Below are 19,232 nucleotides of genomic sequence, written 5' to 3'. Positions count from 1 at the left end.
CAGTAATGCCCGAAGAGCGCATGCGAGGGGGTCAGGGATATATCGTCACTGAATGTGAAGATCCAGCTCTCCCACCCCTGGCCGGAGACCGCCGCCGAGGCCGAGGCCGTACAGGACGCCCTGCGCGCCTCGCTCGACCTGGCCGGTCCCGGCCCCCGCCGTCCGGCGACGGTCGCCGGAGTGGACGTCGCCTACGCCGGCGACCGGCTGGCCGCCGCGGTCGTCGTCCTCGACGCGGTGACCCACCGGGTCGTCGAGCAGATCGCGGTGACCGGCCGGACCGCCTTCGAGTACGTCCCCGGACTGCTCGCCTTCCGCGAGCTGCCCTCCCTCACCGAGGCGCTGGAACGGCTCACCGTCGTCCCCGACCTGGTCGTCTGCGACGGGTACGGCCTGGCGCACCCGCGCCGCTTCGGCCTGGCCTGCCATCTGGGCGTGCTGACCGGCCTACCCGCCGTGGGCGTGGGCAAGACCGCGTTCGTCGGCTCCCACCGGGAGCCGGGCCGGGAGCGGGGGGCGTGGAGCGACCTGGTGCTGGACGGCGACGTCGTGGGGCGCGTGCTCCGCACCCAGGACGGCGTCAAACCGGTCTTCGTCTCCACCGGGCACCGGATCGACCTGGAGACGGCCTGCCGGCACGTGCTGGCGCTCAGCCCCCGCTACCGGCTCCCGGAGACGACCCGGGCCGCCGACCGGCTCTCCCGGGCCGCCCTGCGGGAGACCGCCGGCGCCTAGCCGGCGGGCAGGGTGACGGTGAAGCGGCTGCCGGGGTCGGCCGGGGCGTAGGAGGCGTCGCCGCCGTGCGCGCGGGCCAGCTCGCGGGTGATCCACAGGCCCAGGCCCACCGAACCGGCGCCGGTGTCGGCGCTGCTGAAGCGGGAGAACAGCAGGTTGCGCTTGTCCTCGGGCACGCCGACGCCGTGGTCGCGCACGTGCACGGCGAGCATGCCCCGCCCGTCGGGCGCCGCGCTGACCACGATCGGCGGGGCGCCGTGGCGGGCGGCGTTGGCGGTGAGGTTGACCAGCATCTGCTCCAGCCGCTGCGGGTCGGCCCGCACCGTGAGACCGTCGGGGACCTCGACCCGCACCGGGGCGCCGAGGTAGCCGACCGCCTCCTCCACGGCGGCGCGCAGGGGCACGGTGGTCAGGTCCAGGCGGAGGCCGCCGCGGCTGTCGAGGCGGTCGGCGTCCAGCAGGCCGGCCGCCAGCCGCCGGATCCGGCCGGTCTGCCGCAGCGCCACGGAGACGATCGAGTGCCGCTGCTCCGCGGGCAGCTCCCCCTCCTCGTCCAGGGTCTCCAGTGCGAACTGGACGGAGGTCAGCGGGGAGCGCACGTCGTGGGCCAGGGTGGCGCTCAGCGCGGCCCGCCAGCGCTCCATGCGGCGGATGGTCTCCCGGTCGCGGCGCTGGTGCTCCATCTGGCGGGCGATCAGCACGCCCACCCCCACCAGCGCGGGCACGAACGTCACCGCGCCGGTGAGGGTCATCGGCCCCCGCTCGACGGCGAACAGCGGCACCAGGTAGGACGCGGCCACGAACGGGGACAGCGCCAGTACGGCCCGCACGGAGAAGTGCATGCCCGCCCAGACGGCCAGCAGCAGGTAGAACGGGGCCGTGCCCGCCGTGCTCCCGCCGAACGCCCAGGTGGAGACGGCCAGGATCGCCAGGGCGGGCAGGCTCAGCACCAGGGGGGCACGGGGGTCGGACCGGTGCCACGGAAGCCGCCAGGCCAGGAGGGCCAGGGCGGCCTGCACCGCGGCGAGCGCCACGAGCGCGGTCCGCTGCCCCGGGACCGACGGGATCCCGGCCAGCGACAGCCCCAGGCCCAGGGCGAACATCAGCGCCATCTGCCGGGCGGCCGTCCGCGGCCCCTCTCCGAACAGCCCCCGGTCCGGCTCGCGCCCCTCGGTCACCGGCGCCCCCGGCACGGACCCGTCAGCACGTCAGCGGACCCGCCCGCGCGTCAAAGGTGGGTCCCCGCCACGCGGGCCAGCAGGTCCTGCACGCGCGTCGCGAGGTCCTTGGGACTGAAAGGCTTGGTCATGTAGTCGTCGACGCCCGCCTCGAACGCCTGCGTCACATCGTCCTGCTCCGATTTGGCCGACAGCATCAGCACCGCCACGTTCTGCCCCCCGGGCATCTCGCGCAGCCTGCGGCACACCTCGGGGCCGGACAGCCCCGGCATCATCCAGTCCAGGATCACAACGTCGGGCAGCTTCTCGGCCAGGGCCTCCATGGCCGCCAGACCGTCACCGGCCATCTTCACTTCGTGTCCGGCCTTCTTCAGCGCGAAACTGATCACGAACTGGATGTCCGCGTCGTCCTCCACCGTCAGAACCCTGGCCATGCACTCACCCCCCGACGAAGCACATCCCCGGTAGGGACATTGCCCTGACCACTGACATTCATACCGCTCTCAGGCGCTTTGCACGAATTTGAAGCGCCTGCCCGCCCCTCCGGAAGCGCCTCCCCGGATCCGGATCCGGTGCGCCACACTGGAACGGACACCGGGCCCGAAGGGAGCGGCGAGCCGTGAGCCCCTGCGAGCTGGTGATCCTCATCGGCCTGCAGGGCGCGGGGAAGACCAGCTTCTACCACCGTACGCTCTCGGCGACCCACGTCCACGTGAGCAAGGACCACTTCCCCAACGCCCGCCGCCGCCAGGAGCGGCAGCTCCGGCTGGTCCGCGAGGCGCTGGAGGAGGGGCGCGACGTCGCCGTGGACAACACCAACCCCTCCCCCGAGGAGTGGCGGCCGCTCATCGAGGCGGCCCGGGAGTGCTCGGCGCGGGTCGTGGGCTGCTGGTTCCCGCCCGACCTGCCCGGCTGCCTGGAGCGCAACGCCGTACGGCGGGGGCGGGCCCGGGTCCCGGAGGTCGGCCTCTACGCCACGCTCAAGCGGCTGCGCCGTCCCCGCCTGGCGGACGGGTTCGACGAGCTGCGCACCGTCCGCTTCGACGGCCGCGGCGGGTTCGTGGTGGAGCCGCTGGAGGAGCGGCCGCCCTGAGCCGGACCGGACCGTGCCCCGGGGCGTGCCGTGCGCCGTGCCACGGACCGTGCCAGGCGCCGTGCCGCTCCGGCGGGGAGGCCGGGAGACGGGACGGGACAGGCGCGCGATCCGCGGTTACCCTGAGATGGAGGTCAGGATAGTCCGCTTCGTCGGCTGTGCGGAGATGAAGGTCATGACCATGCCTCGCGCGGGATCGGGCGTGCTGCGCCGCAAGCCCATCGAGCACCTGGACGAGCCGGAGGGCGGCAGCGGCGAGCAGCTCACCCGCGTGCTCGGGCTGTGGCAGCTCACCGCGATCGGGGTGGGCGGCATCATCGGCGCGGGCATCTTCACCCTGGCCGGTACGGTGGCCAACGGCACGGCCGGTCCCGCGGTCGTCGTGTCGTTCCTGATCGCCGGGATCGCCAGCGCGGCGGCGGCGCTCTCCTACGCGGAGTTCGCCGGGCTCATCCCGAAGGCCGGGTCGGCCTACACCTACGGCTACGCGGTCCTCGGCGAGCTGGCGGGCTGGTTCATCGGCTGGGACCTGCTCCTGGAGTACACCGCGATCGTCGCCGTCGTCGCCATCGGCATCTCCGGCTACTTCTCGTTCCTCCTGACCGACCTGGGCGTGACCCTGCCCGCCTGGATGCTCGGGGCGCCGGGGACGGGCGAGGGGCACCGGGTGGACCTGTTCGCCGCGGCGCTCTGCCTGCTGATCGCCTGGCTGCTGACCCTCGGCATGAGGAACGCGGCCCGCTTCGAGACGGCCGTCGTCGCGCTGAAGGTCGCCGTGGTGCTGCTGGTCGTCGTCGTCGGCGTCTTCCACGTCGACTCCGCCAACTACACGCCGTTCTTCCCCTACGGCGTCGGCGGCGCCCTCACCGGGGCGGCCACCGTCTTCTTCGCGGTCTTCGGCTACGACGCGATGAGCACGGCGGCGGAGGAGTCCCGGGACGCGCAGCGCCACATGCCGAAGGCGATCGTGTACTCCCTCGTCATCTCGATGGTGCTCTACGTGCTGGCCTGCCTGGTGCTGACGGGCATGCAGCACCACTCGGAGATCGATCCGGAGAGCGGCTTCTCCTCGGCGTTCCAGTCGGTGGGCCTGCGCGGCCTGGCGGACGTGATCGCGGTCGGGGCGATCGTCGGCATCCTCACCGTGATGTTCACGTTCATGCTGGGCGTGACCCGCGTCTGGTTCGCGATGAGCCGGGACGGCCTGCTGCCGAAGTGGTTCGCCAGGACTCACCCGACCCGGCGCGTGCCGACGCGCGTGACCTGGATCGCGGGCGCCGTCTCCGCGCTCATCGCCGGGTTCCTGCCCATCGGGGAGGCGGCGGAGCTGACCAACATCGGCATCCTGCTCGCCTTCGCCGTCGTCTGCACGGCGGTGATCGTGCTCCGCTACCGGCGGCCCGACATGCCGCGGACCTTCCGCTGCCCGGGCATGCCGGTCGTGCCCGCGGTGGGCGTCGTCTTCTCCCTCTGGCTGATCACCTTCCTGCACTGGGAGACCTGGGCGCGCTTCGCGGTGTGGTTCGCCCTCGGGCTGGTCGTGTACTTCGGGTACTCCTACCGGCACTCCGCGCTGGCCCGGGCGGAGACCGCGGACCCCGGGGGCCCGGGGTCCGGAGGATCGGAGTCCGGAGGCTCCGCCTGACCGCCGTGTGACCGCCGGAGACCACCGTGACACCGCGGAGCGCGACCCCGCGGCCCGTCAGCCGGTCGCCGGCACGCGCCGCACCCGGATGCCGTGCGGGTCGGCCCGCTCCGTGCCGGCCGCGTCCGGGTTGGAGACCCGGATCAGGCCGCGCACCTGGCCCGACTTCCCGTCGGCGGTCACCCTGATGACCAGCATCCCGGGGTCGCTCCCGTGCGAGGAGTGCGGGTCGCCGGAGAGCGGGTGCGGCCCCCGGGTCGAGGCGAAGATCCATTTCTGGTCGGGCGAGCTCGCGAAGAGGTCGACCGTCGGGTCGGCGCTGAACGGGGAGACCAGGTCGACCGTGCCCTCGTGGACACCGGTCACGCCGTCGAAGACCTCGGCGACGTTGCCGTCGCGGTCGCCGACCCAGATGTGGCGCTCCCGGGTGGAGACCGCCGTGCCGTGCGCGTCGCGGTCGGCCGCCTCGTCGTCGTAGAGCCGCTCGACGGCGGGCGTGTTCGGCGGGTTCGCCGGGGAGTAGCCGCGCATCGGCAGCCGGAAGACGCTGAACTGGTCGAGGTTGGCGGGCGTGCCGCCGCCCCCGTCGCCGAAGACGAAGCCCCCGGCCTCGATGAACCCGCAGCCGTTGGCGGGGATGTGGGCGGTGTCGTACTCCCCCGTGATCGACATCGGCGTCGTCCGCCAGTCGGCCACCAGCATCCCGCCGCCGCGGAGGCTGACGAAGACCGGGCCGTTGTCGGAGGCGATGAACGGGCAGATCGGCGCGTTGTCGGGGCGCAGCCCCGGCGCCTGGCACGGCGCCCCGTTCGGGGTGGTGCAGCCCGCCAGGTCGAGCGTGGCGGCCGGTTCCTGCACGAAGCGGCCGGCGGCGTAGTCGGTGCTGATCCGCTCCAGCTTCTTGCCGTTCTGGTTGGCGATGATCAGGTATCTGTCGTCCTCGGTGGGCCAGAGGGCGTGGGCCTGCCGGGCCCCTCCCGCCCCGGCCTCGGTGCGCAGGCAGGCGAGCGGCCGCCGGGTCGCGGCGTCGAAGACGACCACGTGCCCGCTGGCGACGAAGGAGAGCGCCGCGTGGGTCTCGGCCTTGTTGAACACGATCATGTGGGGACGCACCGGGAGCGCGCCCGTGCTCGCCTCGCACAGGGACGAGGTCTCGCCGCCCAGGTCGACCACGTGCGCGGGCCGCGTCCCGGACAGGTCGCGGGTGACGTCGTCCCCCGCGTACACGTGGATGTTCCCGCCGTGCGACCGCCCGGCGCTGTCGGACTGGTCGACCAGCCACACCTCGTACGGCTCCGGCTCCGGCGCCGCCGCCGCGGCCCCCGTCGTCCCCGCTCCGCCCAGCGCGAGCACCGCCAGCATCGCGGCGGCCGCGGCCCGCCACTTCCCCATGCGCCCTCCTGAGATCGGGTAGGCCGCAGTCTTTCCGGAGTGACGCTTCATATCAAGGAATTTCATGATTGATGGCCGGATGCGGCCCCCGCGCCGGGCGGGGGCCGTTCGGGAGTCTCCGCGTACGGGCGCCGTTCAGCGGGCGCGGCGCACCACGGCGAAGTAGCCGGGCACCTTGACCGACGCCGTGTCGGACTCCGGGTCCACCGCGTCCAGCTCGACGGCGCCGGAGGCGACGTGCTCCCAGCCGCCGGCCGCGCCGAAGAACCGGTCGAGCTCGGCGTCGCCGAACCTGCTGGAGTGCAGCACGCCCGCCCGCTCCAGCGGGCGCACCAGGGTCGCGGCCCGGCCCCGGTCGCCGCCCACCACGCCCAGGTAGCCGAAGGAGGACTCCTCGTAGGCGGGTTCGAGCAGGATGAGCACCCCCCGGTCCCCGGTCAGCTCGGCCACCGTCTCGGCGAAGGCCGCGCGGGCGGCGTCGTCGAGCACGTGCAGCACCGCGCGGACGAACACGTTGGCGTCGCCGATCTCCTCGGCCAGCTCCGCGCCCTCCTCGGGCCGGGTCGCGTCCAGGGTGCGGAAGGCCGTGCGCGGCAGGCCGGCCGACTCGGCGACGGCGTGGGCGATGGCGCTCGCCGAGACGTCGGTGCCGATCGCCGCCGGGAAGTGCCCGGCGAAGGCCCTGGTGAACCGCCCGTTGCCGCAGCCGATGTCGACGACCGGCAGCGCCCGGTCCATCCGCTGCACGGCCACGCCGACCCAGGCGGCGAGCTCGGAGTCGCTGTCGGGGTCCCACAGCACGTCGCCGCCGGACCCGGTCCTGCCGACCCCCGCCCAGAACTGCTCCCAGGCCTCGCCGGTGTCCCGCGTCTCCCGCCGGTCGGCGGCCGAGGCGGCCAGCGCCGCCACGTCGAACGGGCCGAGGCCGAAGGAGCCGGTCCGCCAGGCGGCCGGGTCGTCGACGAGCCTGCCGAGGATCTCGGTGTAGGCGTCGAACATCTCCTCCACCAGCCCGTCGGGGAAGAGCCCGGGCAGGAAGTCCCAGTTGAACAGCAGCTCTCCAGCGACCTCGAACACCTGGAAGTCGATGGAGACCTGCGGCGTCTGCGAGATGGAGTACGTCGCCTCGCCCAGCGAGGCGGCGAAGGCGCGCGGCGGATGCCCGGCCAGGCTGGTCAGCACGATCGGCATGGCGGGGGCCATCGTGCCGCGCCGGCGGGCCAGCGCGCGCAGCACCTGGACCCCGCTGAAGTAGCGGTGCTCCAGGTCCGCCCAGAGCTGGGCCTGCAGCGCCTGGGCCCGCTCGGCGAACGTCCCGTCGAACTTCTCCACCGCCAGCAGCATGGTGGTCGTGGTGTCGCCCAGCAGCCCGTTGACGTCGGGATGGAGCGGCAGCCGGTTGAAGATCGGGAAGTTGATCGTGAACCGCTCCATGCCGCTCCACGCCCGCAGGGTCTCGGCGAAGATCGCGCAGAGCAGGACCGAGGGGGTCACCCCGAACTCGGTGGCCTGCGCCTTCACCCGGTCCCAGGTCGCCGCGTCCAGGCGGTGGTCGCGGCGGTCGAAGCGGATGGGCAGCGCCTCCTGCTCCGGCGGCCGGGCGGGCAGCTCCGGGGCCGGCGGCAGGGAGTCGATCCGGTCCAGCCAGTAGATCTCCGAGCGCCGGTACACGTCGCTGGCGGCGAGCCGGTCGCGGCCGCCGATGACGTAGTCGCGGAAGGTCAGCCGGAGCGGGGGCAGGTCCTCGTCCGGGCGCTCGTAGAGCTGGACCAGGTCGGGGATGAGCACCTGGAAGTAGCTCCACGCGTCGGAGATGAGGAAGTCCAGGCTCAGGTGGATGCGGACCTTCCACGGGCCGGGCAGGATCGACAGCCGCACGTCGAACAGCGGCCAGTGGCCGTCGTCGAGCACCTGGTGGGAGAGCCGCTCGCGCAGCCGGAGCAGCGTGGCCTCGGCCTCGGCGGGCTCGGTGCCGCGCAGGTCCAGCACCTCGATGGCGTAGTCCGGCGGCTCCGCCAGCACCTGCTGCAGCGCGTCGGGCCGGATCACCGTGCGCAGCGCGTCGTGGCGCAGGACCAGCTTGCGCCAGGCCGCGGTGAAGCGCTCGACGTCCAGGTGGTCGCTCTCCCACTCGAAGTAGCCGTGGCAGCCCACGTTGCCCAGGTCGACCGCGTCGCCCCGGCCGACCCAGAGCGCCTGCTGGCACTCGGTGAGCGGGAACGGCTGGAAGCGGTTCTCCGGGTCGGGCTCGATCGCGGACATGCCGGCGAAGTCGGAGCGGCCCGTGGTCCGGCTGGTGGTGACGAGCTCGGCGAGCCCGGCGACGGTCGGGCTGCGGTACAGGTCGGGCAGGCTCAGCTCCACCGCGAATGCCGTACGGACCTCGTCGATGAGCCGGAAGGCGAGCAGCGAGTGGCCGCCCAGCTCGAAGAAGTTGTCGTGCACGCCGACCCGCTCGACGCGGAACAGCGCGGCCCAGATGCGCTCCAGCGCGGTCTCCGCGTCGTCGCGCGGCGCGACGGCCTCCGCGCCGGTGTCCAGCGCGGCGGGCTCGGGCAGCGCCTGCAGGTCGAGCTTGCCGTTGGCCAGCCGGGGCAGGGCGTCGAGGGCGACCACCGCGGCCGGGACCATGTACTGCGGGAGCCGCCGGGAGACGTGGGTGCGCACGGTCCTCGCCTCCGCGGCGGCCGGGGCGACGTAGGCGACCAGCCGGGTGCCGCCCCACTCCTCCTCGCGCGCGACCACGACGGCCTCCGCCACCCCGGGCGCGGCGGCGACGGCGGTCTCCACCTCGCCCAGCTCCACCCGGAAGCCCCGGACCTTCACCTGGGCGTCGGAGCGCCCGAGCAGCTCGACCGCCCCGTCCGGCCGGTAGCGGGCCAGGTCGCCGGTGTCGTACAGCACCGCCGACGGCTCCTCGGCCAGCGGGTTGAGCCGGAACCGCGCCGCGGTCAGCTCGTCGCGGCGGTGGTAGCCGCCCGCGACGCCGGCGCCCGCGACGTGCAGGCGGCCGACCACCCCCACCGGGACCGGGGTGCCGAACCCGTCCAGGATGTAGACCCGCGTGTTGGCGATCGGGCGGCCGACCGGCACCTGCCGCGCGGCGCGCACCTCCTCGGGGGTGGCCTGGGCGGTGAGGTCGGACCCGGCGCCGAGGTCGAGGCAGGACAGCACGTTGGTGGTCTCGGTCGAGCCGTACGTCATCACGACCTGGAAGGGCGTGTCGGCGGGCGGCCAGCTGTGCACCCGCTCGGCGGTGGTGACCATGACGCGCAGCGCGGCCTGCGCGGGCCACTCCAGCGGCCACACGCGCTCGGCCAGCGCCGCGACGAGCATCGTGTGGGTGACGCGCTCGGCGACCAGCCAGTCCCTGACCTGCTCGGGGGTGCGCTCCTCGGCCTCCCCCACGCAGACGGTGACGCCCAGCGCGAGGTAGGGCATCCACTCCATGAGCTGTACGGCGAAGCCGGGCGTGGACAGCCAGGAGGCCCGGTCCCCGGGGCGCACCCCGTAGGCGCGCCCGGTCCAGTGGACGAGGTTGACCAGGGCCCCGTGCCGCTCCAGCACCGCCTTGGGCCGCCCGGTCGAGCCGGAGGTGTAGATCAGGTGGCTGACGGCGTCGCCGGTGAGCTCCACGGCCGGGGCCTCGGCCGGCTCGGCGTCGAACTCGGGGGCGTCGACGCGCACCGCCCGCACGCCGCCGGGCACCCGCTCCAGCAGCGCCTCGGGGGCCAGCACGGCGAGCGGCCGGGCGTCCTCGGCCATCTGGGCGATGCGGGCGTCGGGGTTGATCGGGTCGAGCGGCACCACGGCCGCGCCGGACTTGAGGATGCCCAGGACGGCGACGACGAAGTCGGCCCCGCGGGGGCACAGCAGGCCCACCCGCTCGCCGGTGTCCGCGCCGACGCGCCGCAGGAAGTTCGCGATCCGGTTCGCCTGCGCGTCCAGCTCGCCGAAGGTGATCACTCGTGTCCCGTGCACGACCGCCGGGACGTCCGGCGTGGCGGCGGCGCGCGCGGCGACCAGCGCGAAGTAGTCGCCGTCCGGCCAGGCCGCGTCGGTGTCGTTCCACTCCACCAGCAGCCGCCGGCGCTCCGCCGCGTCCAGCAGCGGCAGTTCGGCGACGGGGACGTCGGCGGCCCGGCGCGCGGCGGAGGCGAGGGTGGCCAGGTGGCGCGCCATGCGCTCGGCCGTCTCCGGGAGCCACAGGTCGCCGGCGGCCAGCAGGACCGCGCCGTCCCCGGTGACGAGGAGGGTGAGGTCGGCCCGGACGCCGCCGCCGTGCTCGGCGGTGGTCAGCGCCACGGTGACGCCCCGGGTCTCGGCCCGCCGCTCCCCGGTCCCGTCCGCGGCACCCTCCGCGGCCCCGTCTGCGGCCCGACCTCCGGCGGTGGAGGCGTCCCCGCCGACCGGCCGGGTGGTGACGCGCGCGGCCAGCACGCGCACGCTGTCGGCGGCGGTGACGCCGTAGCGGTGGGCCAGCCCGTCGGGACCGGTGAGGGTGATCTCCGTCGCGCCGCTGTAGCGGTGCAGGAAGGCCAGGAACACGGCGGTCCACCACGTCGCGGTCCGGCCCTCCACGGGCACCGGCACGCTCACGTACCCGGCGTCGCCCGTGCCGTCACCGGTCCTGCTCCGGTCCACCGGGAGGTCGAGATGCTCGGGGACGGTCGCCCGTCCGTCATGATCGATGATCTTGATGGCCACGCTGGTGCCTCCTTGGGCGACGCGGACAAGCCGCGGGGGGGAAAGACGCGAGGAAAGACGAGGGGGAGAACGCAGGGGAAGGTGACGCGGGGATCCGGGGCGGTCCGGGCGGGCGCCGGGGCCCCGGGAACGGTCCGGGCGGTGCCGCGCCCCTCGGGGCGGTGCCGGAGCCGTGGCGGTCCGGATGGTCTGGGCGGTCTGGGCGTGCCGGGCGTGCCGGACGTGCCGGGCGTGCCGGACGGTCTGGGCGTGCCGGGCGGCGGGGTCAGGCGGGTGCCGGGACCCGGGCCGGCGCGAGCCGTACCGGCAGGCGCCGCAGGCCCCAGGTGAAGTTCGAGGCGTTGTACACCGGGTCGCCGGTCAGCTCGATCCGCTCGACCCGCCGGGTCAGTTCGGCCACGAAGGCGCTCAGCTCCAGCCGGGCGAGCCGGGCGCCCAGGCACAGGTGGGGGCCGTGGCCGAAGGCGATGTGCCGGTTGGGGGTGCGGTCGGCGAGGAACCGGCCGGGCCGGTCGAACACCTCCTCGTCGCGGTTGGCGGAGACGTTCCACAGCGTCACCCGGTCCCCTGGCTCGACGCGGACGCCGCCGACCTGGGCCGGGCGCATCACGGTGCGCAGCGCGTGCACGCCGGGGGTCGTCCAGCGGAGGATCTCCTCGGCCGCCGCGGACGCCCCGGCCGGGCCGGCCGCCCGCAGCAGCTCCCACTGGCCGGGATCGCGCGCCAGGGCGAGCACCCCTCCGGCCGCGGAGTAGCGCGTCGTCTCGTTCGCCCCGGCCAGCACGCCGTTGCAGTTGAAGATGATCTCCTCGTCGGTGAGCGGGCGCTCCCCGCCGGGGACGTCGGCGGCCCGGCGCTCGGTGGCGATGGCGCTGACGAAGTCGTCACCGGGCCGGGCCCTGCGCTCGTGCAGCAGGTCGGCGAAGTAGAGGAATATCTCGCCGTGCGCACCGCTGCGCTCGGCCTCGTCCTCCGACTCGAAGGCGTCGGTGGTGATGCCGCCGATCCACTCCCGGTCCTCGCGGGGGATGCCCATGAGCGCGCAGACCACGTGGTTGGGGATCTTCTTGGCGACGTCGATGAAGTCGACCTCCCCGGTCTCGGCCGCCTCCCCGACCACCTCGGCGACGACCCCCCGGACGAGCTCCTCCATCCGGGGCATGGCCGACGGCCCGAAGGACCGCTGCAGGACCCGCTTGAGCCGGGTGTGGTCCGGGGCGTCGGAGACGATCAGCATGCGCTGGGCGACCGCCTCGACCGCGCCGGGGTCGCTGTCGAGGCGCATGCCGTACCGCGAACTGAACGTCTCGGCGTCGGCGTAGACGGCGGCGATGTCCCGGTAGCGGCTGACCACCCAGAACCCGGGGCCGTCCGGCTCCGGGTGCCGGTGGACCGGCGCGTTCCGCCTCAGCCAGGCGAAGACGGGCCAGAAGGCGTCCCGGGCGAACAGGCCGGGGTCGAGGAGGTCCAGCCCCTCGGGCGGGCCGGGAATCTCAGGCATGCCGCTCCCCCGCCCTCCGGCGCAGGTGGAGCGGGCGCGTGTCGGTCCAGTGCTCGTCGACGTACCGGGCGCACTCCTCCTCGCTCCCGCTGAACCCCGCGGCGCGCCAGCCGCGGGGCGGACCGGCGTCCTGCGGGTGCAGCGCGTGCTGCCCGGCGTCGTTGACCAGCACCGCGTAGCGGCTGATCCCGTCGTTCATCGACGGCTCCTCTCAAGGTTTCCGGCGGGCTGCCGGAGCCGCTCGCGCAGCAGCGGCAGGACCGCGCCGGGACGCTCCAGGCAGAAGTGGTGGCCGCCGGGGAAGAGCCGGCGGCGGAACCCGGCGGCGGCGTGGTCGCGCCAGCCCGCGAGCTGGCCGGGGGTCACGGTCTCGTCGGCCTCGCCGCCCCAGGCCTCGACCGGGCACAGCGCACCCCCCGCGCCGTCGTCGTGGACGTACGTCAGGGACAGCCGGGCGTCGTGCCGCAGGACCTCCAGCGCCAGCTCGCGGCTGTCCTCGTCGAGGTCGTCCTCGCCGAGCCCGCGGCCCGCCAGCAGCCGCTCGAGCTCCTCCTCCCCCTCCACCAGGCCCCGGCCCGCACCGGTCCACATGCCGGGGGGACGGCAGGCGGCGACGACCAGCGCGTCCGGCCACCGGCCGTGGCGGCCGCCGAGGGCGCGGGCGATCTCGTAACCGAGCAGCCCGCCGAAGCTGTTGCCGAAGACGACGAACGGCAGCCCCGAGGCGAGCGGTCCGGCGGGGTCGCCGGCGAGCTCGGCGACGACCGCGCCGACGACCTCCTCGACGCTGCGGGCCGGCGGGTCGGTGAAGCGGTTCTCCCGGCCGGGCAGCTGCACGCCGACCACGGACACCTCCGGCCCGAGCGCGTCCTGCCAGGGGCGGAACTGGCCGCAGCCGGCTCCGGCCTGCGGCAGGCAGAGCAGCGTCGGGCGGACGGGCCGGGCGGGGCCGGCGGGCCACGACACCAGCCAGGGGCGGTTCACGGCGTCCCCACGAGGGAGTCCTCGGCGAGCCGGTCCAGCGCGGCGGCCAGGCCTTCGGCGGTGGGGGCGGCCAGCAGGTGCGCCATCGTCAGGCGCAGCCCGGTACGGCGGCGCAGCGCCGAGACCGCCCGGGCGGCCAGCAGCGAGTGCCCGCCGAGCTCGAAGAAGTCGGCTCCGGCGTCCTCGACGGGGCGGGTGAGCAGCTCGCCCAGCACCTCGCAGACCAGGAGCTCGCGCTCGCCCTCCGGAGGCCGGCCGGCCACCGGCCCGCGCGGGGAGAGCCGGGCAAGCGCCGTACGGTCGACCTTGCCCGTGGGGAGGGTCGGCAGCACCGCCACGACGGAGACCGCGGCGGGCACCATCGCCTCCGGCAGGCCCGCCGCGCAGCGGGCCCGCACCTCGGCCGCGAGCCGGGCCTCCCCGTCCGGTTCCGGAGGGGAGGCCGGGGCCGAGCGCGGCTCCGGGGCCGGGGCCGGAGTCGCGTCCAAGGCCAGGGCCGGGGCCGCGTCCAGGGTCGCGGGTGAGTCCGGAGCCCCGGTCGGGGAGTCCTCCGGGGTGCCGGGGGCGACCGAGGGCACCACGGCGAGGCCGACCGCGTCACCGGTCTCCGTGACGAAGGCCGCCGCGGCGCGGACGCCGGGGGCGCGCAGCGCCACACGCTCGATCTCGCCGAGTTCCACCCGCAGGCCCCGCACCTTGACCTGGTCGTCCAGCCGGCCGTGGTACTCCAGCTGACCGTCGGGCCGCTCGACCACCACGTCGCCGGTCCGGTACATCCGGTCCCCGGCTCCGCCGAAGGGGTCGGGGACGAACCGCGAGGCGGTCAGGCCCGGCCGGTTGCGGTAGCCGCGGGCGACGGCCGCGCCGGCCAGGTACAGCTCCCCGGGGACGCCGGGCGGCACCGGGCGGCGCCGGTCGTCCAGCACGTGGGCGCGGTAGCCGGGGAGCGGCCGCCCGATCGTCCGGACGTCGTCGCCGCGGTGGCTGTCGGCCCAGGTGGCGGCGATCGTCGTCTCGGTGGGGCCGTAGACGTTGAGGATCCTGCGGCCGTCGCCGAACCTGCGCACCAGCTCCGGCGGGCAGGGCTCGCCGGCCACGACCAGGACCCGGGCGCTGGGGATGTCCCCGGTGCAGGAGGCGAGCAGCGACGGCGTGAGGCAGACGGTGCGCGGGCGCACCGCCTCCAGCGCCGCGTCGAGCCCCTCCTCCAGGTCGACGAGGGCGACGCCCTGCCCGTGGCACAGGTAGAGCAGGGTGCACCACAGCCAGCCGTCGAACGCCGGGGAGACGGCGTTGACCCCGAGCCCGCCGGCGGGCAGCCCCAGGCAGGCGAGGGCGTCGAGCAGGGTGTCGAGGCCCCGGTAGGTGACCTCCACGCCCTTGGGCCAGCCGGTGGTCCCGGAGGTGTAGATGACGTAGGCGCAGTCGTCCGGGTCCGGGAGCGCGGCCCACGCGCTCACCCGCTGCCCGGCCGCCTCCTCCGGGAGGAGGGTGCGCGTCTTCGGGGGCGCGGCGCCGGGCGGGAGCCGGTCGCCGAGCAGGATCTTCACCCCGGCGTCGCGGAGCGCGAAGTTGATCCGGTCGGCGGGATGGCCGTCGTCGACCGGGACGGCGGTGGCGCCCGCCCGCCAGACCGCGAGCAGGCCGGCCACCAGCCAGCGTGATCTGCCGGTGCACAGCCCGACCGGCGTCTGCGGACCGGCGCCGGCGTCGACGAGCGCGGCGGCGAGGGCGTCCACGTGGCGGGCGAGCTCCGCGAAGCCGAACTCGCCGTCCGGTGCGCGGACCGCCGTGGCCGCGGGTGCCCGCCGGGCCCACCGCGTCACCGCGTCGAGGACGCGGTGCGCGGGTGCGTACCCGCCCGGGGTGTCTGGAGCCGAACTGTGGGTCATCGGAGCTCCTGCTTCGTGACGTGGGTCGCGCCTGGTCCACCCGGACGGGAGCCGACCTCGATATCCGACATATGGAGAAAATAGATAAAGCCGGTTAAATGGCGGTTATCTATCCGCGTGGCGGTAAAGCACCGGCTCGGCGGAAATCTCGGGAGACGTTCCACCGCGGGGCGATCCGCTCTTTCCGGCGTCGAAATATCCGGCGTCGAGCGCAGTCAGCGCGAGAGAGGGCAGGGCGGCCTCCTCCGGCCGTCCCGCCCCGGGCACGGAGCCGAGGAACAGGACCTGGTCGAGCATGAGGCCGAGTTGCCGCCGCGTGCGCTCGCTCGCCGGCGAGGCGTCGCCGTCCGGCAGGGACCCTCCGGTCACGCCGACGCCGAGCGGTGTCGGCCAGCCGCGCAGGGCGTGCACGATGGCCCGCATGGTGGCGAGGGTCGCGGCCGCGCCCTGCTCCCCCCCGGCCAGGGCGACGCAGCCCACCGCCCTGGCGTCGAAGAAGGGGCGTACGTCCGCGGCCAGTTCGTTGACGTAGTCGAGGGCGTTCTTGAGCAGGCCGGACACGCTGCCGTGGTAGGCGGGCGTCACCAGCACGACGCCGTCGGCGCGTGCCAGGTCGTCCAGGAACCGGGTCACCCGGGGGCCGTGGCGGCCGGGCTCCCCGTAGAACGGGAAGTCCAGCTCGGCGCCCCCGAAGAGGGTGGCGGTCGCCCCCCGGGAGAGGCATTCCCGCGCGCACCAGCGGGCCAGGCGCTCGGTGCGCGAGCCGGCGCCCAGCGCGCCGCTCAGCACGGTGACATGAGGAGTGACGGACATTTCCGCTCCTGTCTGTTCGGTTGGCGGGACGGGTCGCGCTCGATCGGACGGCAGGAGCCCCGGGCTGCGGATGCGTGCTCTCCGGACGCCTGCGGCCTATCCGTCGAGGCGTTCCGGCACTCCCTCCTCCAGCAGCCGCACGCGGTGTCCCGTGGCGAACATGCGGCTGCCGTCCGCGGCGAAGGGGTCGGGGAGGAAGCGGTCGACCGTCGCCGCCGGATCGTCCAGGTAGCCGCGGGCGACCACCGGGCCTCCGACGTAGAGGGAGCCGGTGCCGCCCACGGCGAGCGGCCGGAGGTCGTCGTCCAGGGCGTACAGGCGGCAGCCGGCGAACGGCGGGCCGATCAGCGTCCGCGCCGGGCCCGGCCCGGCGGGGAGCGCCCTGCGCCCGGCGCACACGACACCGGTCTCCAGGGATCCGTAGAAGCGCGAGGAGCACGTCGGGGCGGGCGGGCGGACGCGGACGTCCCCGGAGACGCCGGTGTCCCCGGTGCCGCTCGTGGCACCGGGGACACCGGCGTCTCCGGCGGCGTCCGTGGCATCGGCGGCGTCCGGCGGCAGGACCGCCTCGGCCCCGCCGTGCAGGACGCGCAGCAGGTCCGCGTTGACGAACTCGGAGGACAGGCGCCCCGACACCGCGACGCGGTCGCCCGGGCGGACCGGGAGCACCTCGCCCAGCAGGGCGTCCAGCTGGCGGTGCTCCAGGACGACGCCCCGCGATCCGCGCTCCGCCGGGTGGTAGAGCACGCAGGCCGCGTCGGACGGGAGCACACGCGGGCCACGCACCGGGGCGGCGGACCGCCCGGTCGCGGCGGGTCCGGCCATCGTGGCGGCGGCCACCGTGGTGACGGCGGCGCCGACGACCTCGTCACCGGCGGTGGTCGCGGCACCGGCGTCGGCGTCGAGGGCGGAGACCCCGGTGCCGGTATCGGTCCCGGTGTCGTCCGGCCAGGTCAGGACGTGCGCGTCGACGTGCACCAGGCTGTCGGCGCGGTCCGTGACGACCGCCCGGACACCGCCGTCGGCGATCACCAGGTCCCGCCAGCCGGCGTCGTCGAGGCTGTCGATCGGGAGGTAGGCGGCTCCGGTGAGGGCGATGCCGAGCAGCGCCGTGAGCGCCGCGGCCCCGAGCGGGAGGTACAGCGCGACCCGGTCCTCGGCGCCGATGCCGAGGGCGATCAGCCGCCCGGCGAGCCGGCGCGCGCCCTCCAGCAGCTCGCCGTAGGTGAGACGGGCGCCGCCGCTCAGCGCGACGGCGCCCGGGCGGGCGGCCGCGGCGGCGGCGACCCGGCCGGTCCAGCCGGCCGCCCCGCCCCCGTCCTCGTCCGGTTTCCCGGCCGGCCGCATGTCCCGCCACAGCTCGGCCACCTGGACCAGGCACTCCTCGCGCGTGCTGACGAACCCGATCGGCGACCAGCCGCCGGGCACGGCGTCGTCCAGGGGCCATATGCCGTACTGCGCCCGGTGGTTCACCAGAACCTGGAAGTACCGATGCGGTGGTCCCGTGGCCATTGGTCCTCCAGTGTCGTCCCGTCAAAGCCGCCGTCGTGGTCGCCGTCAAACCGGTATCGCCGTTCACCCTCCCGGCAACCGGTTGCCGCGCGGTTACGTCGCACTCCGGGGCCCGCGGCGCCCCCATCCGCCGACGGGGGAAGGAGGCGGGGAATTCAGCGCTGCAATTTCTCACGAATCCTAATAAAGCGTCATAACCGGCACTTAACTGGGGGTGCCTAATCTGCCGTCCGCGGATCGAATTCACCGCCCTTCCGGGAGCCTTTTCCCGGCGGCTCTGACGACTGGAGGCCCGCATGGTCCGGTTGGCCGAATTCCACCGGCGCGCGACGGAGAACCTCGCCGCCGAGGACCCCGAGATCTTCCGCCTGCTGGAGCGCGAGATGCGCCGCCAGGCGGACACGCTGGCCATGGTGGCCGCGTGCAGCACCGCGCCGCCGTCGGTGCTGGCCTGCGCCGGCAGCGCGCTGGGGAACGTGACCGCCGAGGGCTACCCGGGCGCCCGCTTCCACGCGGGCTGCGAGGTGGCCGACGACGTCGAGCGGCTGGCCGTCGCCCGGGCCCGCGAGCTCTTCGGAGCCGACTACGCCAACGTGCAGCCCCACTCGGGCAGCTCGGCCAACCTCGCGGTGCTGTTCTCCCTGCTGGAGCCCGGCGACACCGTGCTCGGCATGGACCTGGACGCCGGCGGGCACCTCACCCACGGCTCCCCCGCCTCGGTCACCGGCAGGTACTTCCGGACCGTGGGCTACGGCGTGGGCCCCGACGGCTTCATCGACTACCACGAGGTCGCCGAGCTGGCCCGGCGCGTCCGGCCCAAGCTGATCGTCTGCGGCGCGAGCTCCTACCCCCGCACCATCGACTTCGCCCGCTTCCGGGAGATCGCCGACGGGTGCGGCGCCTGGCTGCTGGCGGACATCTCCCACATCGCCGGGCTGGTCGCGGCCGGCGAGCACCCCGACCCGGTCCCGTACGCCCACGTGACCACCACCAGCACCTACAAGCAGCTCTACGGCCCGCGCGGCGGGCTCATCCTGTCCGGGCCCGACGCCGCCCGGCCGGGTCCCGGCGGGAGGGGGACGCTGGCGGGCGCACTGCAGCGGGCGGTCTTCCCCCGCGCCCAGGGCACCCCGGACCTGGCCGGGGTGGCGGCCAAGGCCCGGGCGTTCGCCGCCGCCTCCACCGGCGCCTTCCGCGCGCTCGCCCTGCGCCTGCGGCTGGACGCCCGGCAGCTCGCGGTGGAGCTGGTGGACCGCGGGCAGGGCCTGGTCACCGGCGGGACCGACAACCACCTCGTCCTCATCGACGTGGGCGCCAAGGGCTACACCGGCGTCGTCGTCGAGAGGGCGCTGGAGGAGTGCGGGATCATCGTCAACAAGAACCGCATCGTCGGCGACACCAGGCCCGCCCACGTCACCTCCGGGATCCGCCTGGGCACCAACACGCTCGCGCTGCGCGGCATGGGGCCCGCCGACATGGCCGCCTGCGCCGACCTCTTCTGCCGGGCCGTCGAGGCGGTGGAGCAGCTCGGCGACACCGACTACCGGCTCCCCGCCCCCGCCCGCGACGGCGTCCGCGCCGCCGTGGCCCGCCTGTGCCGGGACTTCCCGCTGCCCGGCTACCCCGCCTGACCCGGCTCCGTCCGGCGCCCTCCGGCTCCGGCGGTTCGGCTCGGCTCCATCCGGCCCGGCCCCGCTCCGTCCGGCTCCGTCCGGCTCGGAGGGGCCGGCCGGGGAGGACCCGCCCGCCGACCGGCGGCCGGCCGCCGCCGCGAGCACCC

The 19,232-nt window shown here is 75.1% G+C and carries 14 protein-coding genes; 4 read left to right on the top strand and 10 right to left on the bottom strand.

All coding sequences use genetic code 11. The features are described from left to right. Positions 1–54: 54 nt before the first annotated feature. Entirely contained in the window at positions 55–735 is a 681-nt protein-coding gene (locus tag HS048_RS18750; protein WP_196467665.1) for an endonuclease V, read from the top strand. Here the strand turns inward: HS048_RS18750 and HS048_RS38900 are convergent. Together HS048_RS38900 and HS048_RS18740 are read right to left on the bottom strand one after the other, a co-directional pair. Further along, positions 732–1,913 (bottom strand): sensor histidine kinase KdpD, encoded by a 1,182-nt coding sequence (locus tag HS048_RS38900; protein WP_196467664.1) that lies wholly within the window; start codon positions 1,911–1,913, stop codon positions 732–734. The two genes, HS048_RS18750 and HS048_RS38900, sit on opposite strands and share 4 nt — an antisense overlap. A 50-nt stretch (positions 1,914–1,963) precedes the next feature. After that, complete coding sequence (locus HS048_RS18740) at positions 1,964–2,347, bottom strand: response regulator transcription factor (protein WP_068903106.1); 384 nt, start codon at positions 2,345–2,347, stop codon at positions 1,964–1,966. A gap of 185 nt (positions 2,348–2,532) precedes the next feature. Here HS048_RS18740 and HS048_RS18735 point away from each other — a divergent pair, with 185 nt between their 5' ends. Then, positions 2,533–3,006, top strand: coding sequence for an ATP-binding protein (locus HS048_RS18735; RefSeq protein ID WP_068903107.1), 474 nt, complete (start codon positions 2,533–2,535; stop codon positions 3,004–3,006). Between the two features lie 175 nt (positions 3,007–3,181). Further along, positions 3,182–4,651, top strand: a complete 1,470-nt coding sequence (locus HS048_RS18730) for an amino acid permease (protein ID WP_196467663.1) — start codon at positions 3,182–3,184, stop codon at positions 4,649–4,651. Between the two features lie 57 nt (positions 4,652–4,708). On the opposite strand, the gene HS048_RS18725 is transcribed toward HS048_RS18730, so the two are convergent. The 8 genes from HS048_RS18725 to HS048_RS18690 all read right to left on the bottom strand — a co-directional run bounded on the left by HS048_RS18725 (position 4,709) and on the right by HS048_RS18690 (position 17,452). Further along, a complete protein-coding gene (locus HS048_RS18725) occupies positions 4,709–6,043 on the bottom strand; it encodes a hypothetical protein (RefSeq protein WP_196467662.1) in 1,335 nt (444 codons plus the stop codon). 135 nt (positions 6,044–6,178) lie between these two features. Beyond that, positions 6,179–10,750: a non-ribosomal peptide synthetase gene (locus HS048_RS18720; RefSeq protein ID WP_196467661.1), complete on the bottom strand. Its 4,572-nt coding sequence runs from the start codon at positions 10,748–10,750 to the stop codon at positions 6,179–6,181. Positions 10,751–11,015: 265 nt separating this feature from the next. Then, complete coding sequence (locus HS048_RS18715; RefSeq protein ID WP_068903113.1) at positions 11,016–12,251, bottom strand: cytochrome P450; 1,236 nt, start codon at positions 12,249–12,251, stop codon at positions 11,016–11,018. Further along, a complete protein-coding gene (locus tag HS048_RS18710; RefSeq protein WP_191897231.1) occupies positions 12,244–12,450 on the bottom strand; it encodes an MbtH family NRPS accessory protein in 207 nt (68 codons plus the stop codon). Before HS048_RS18710 ends, HS048_RS18715 begins: the two co-directional genes overlap by 8 nt. Next, positions 12,447–13,235 (bottom strand): thioesterase II family protein, encoded by a 789-nt coding sequence (locus tag HS048_RS18705; RefSeq protein ID WP_196467660.1) that lies wholly within the window; start codon positions 13,233–13,235, stop codon positions 12,447–12,449. The genes HS048_RS18710 and HS048_RS18705 overlap by 4 nt, the downstream gene beginning before the upstream one ends. Then, positions 13,232–15,127, bottom strand: coding sequence for a non-ribosomal peptide synthetase (locus tag HS048_RS18700; RefSeq protein ID WP_196467659.1), 1,896 nt, complete (start codon positions 15,125–15,127; stop codon positions 13,232–13,234). Before HS048_RS18700 ends, HS048_RS18705 begins: the two co-directional genes overlap by 4 nt. A gap of 105 nt (positions 15,128–15,232) precedes the next feature. Next, the gene (locus HS048_RS18695; protein WP_196467658.1) at positions 15,233–15,940 is read right to left on the bottom strand and encodes an NADPH-dependent FMN reductase; all 708 of its coding nucleotides are present in this window, start codon (positions 15,938–15,940) and stop codon (positions 15,233–15,235) included. A gap of 96 nt (positions 15,941–16,036) precedes the next feature. Continuing rightward, a complete protein-coding gene (locus tag HS048_RS18690; protein WP_196467657.1) occupies positions 16,037–17,452 on the bottom strand; it encodes an AMP-binding protein in 1,416 nt (471 codons plus the stop codon). A gap of 296 nt (positions 17,453–17,748) precedes the next feature. On the opposite strand from HS048_RS18690, the gene glyA reads away from it, so the two are divergent. Next, complete coding sequence (gene glyA / locus HS048_RS18685; protein WP_068903123.1) at positions 17,749–19,083, top strand: serine hydroxymethyltransferase; 1,335 nt, start codon at positions 17,749–17,751, stop codon at positions 19,081–19,083. The last annotated feature ends 149 nt before the right edge of the window (positions 19,084–19,232 follow it).

Origin of the sequence: Planomonospora sp. ID91781, from assembly GCF_015711595.1 — a bacterium.
GTDB classification, from domain to species: Bacteria; Actinomycetota; Actinomycetes; order Streptosporangiales; family Streptosporangiaceae; genus Planomonospora; species Planomonospora parontospora.
Note: the sequence above shows the minus strand (reverse complement) of the source record. Positions and strands in the feature narration are given on the sequence as shown.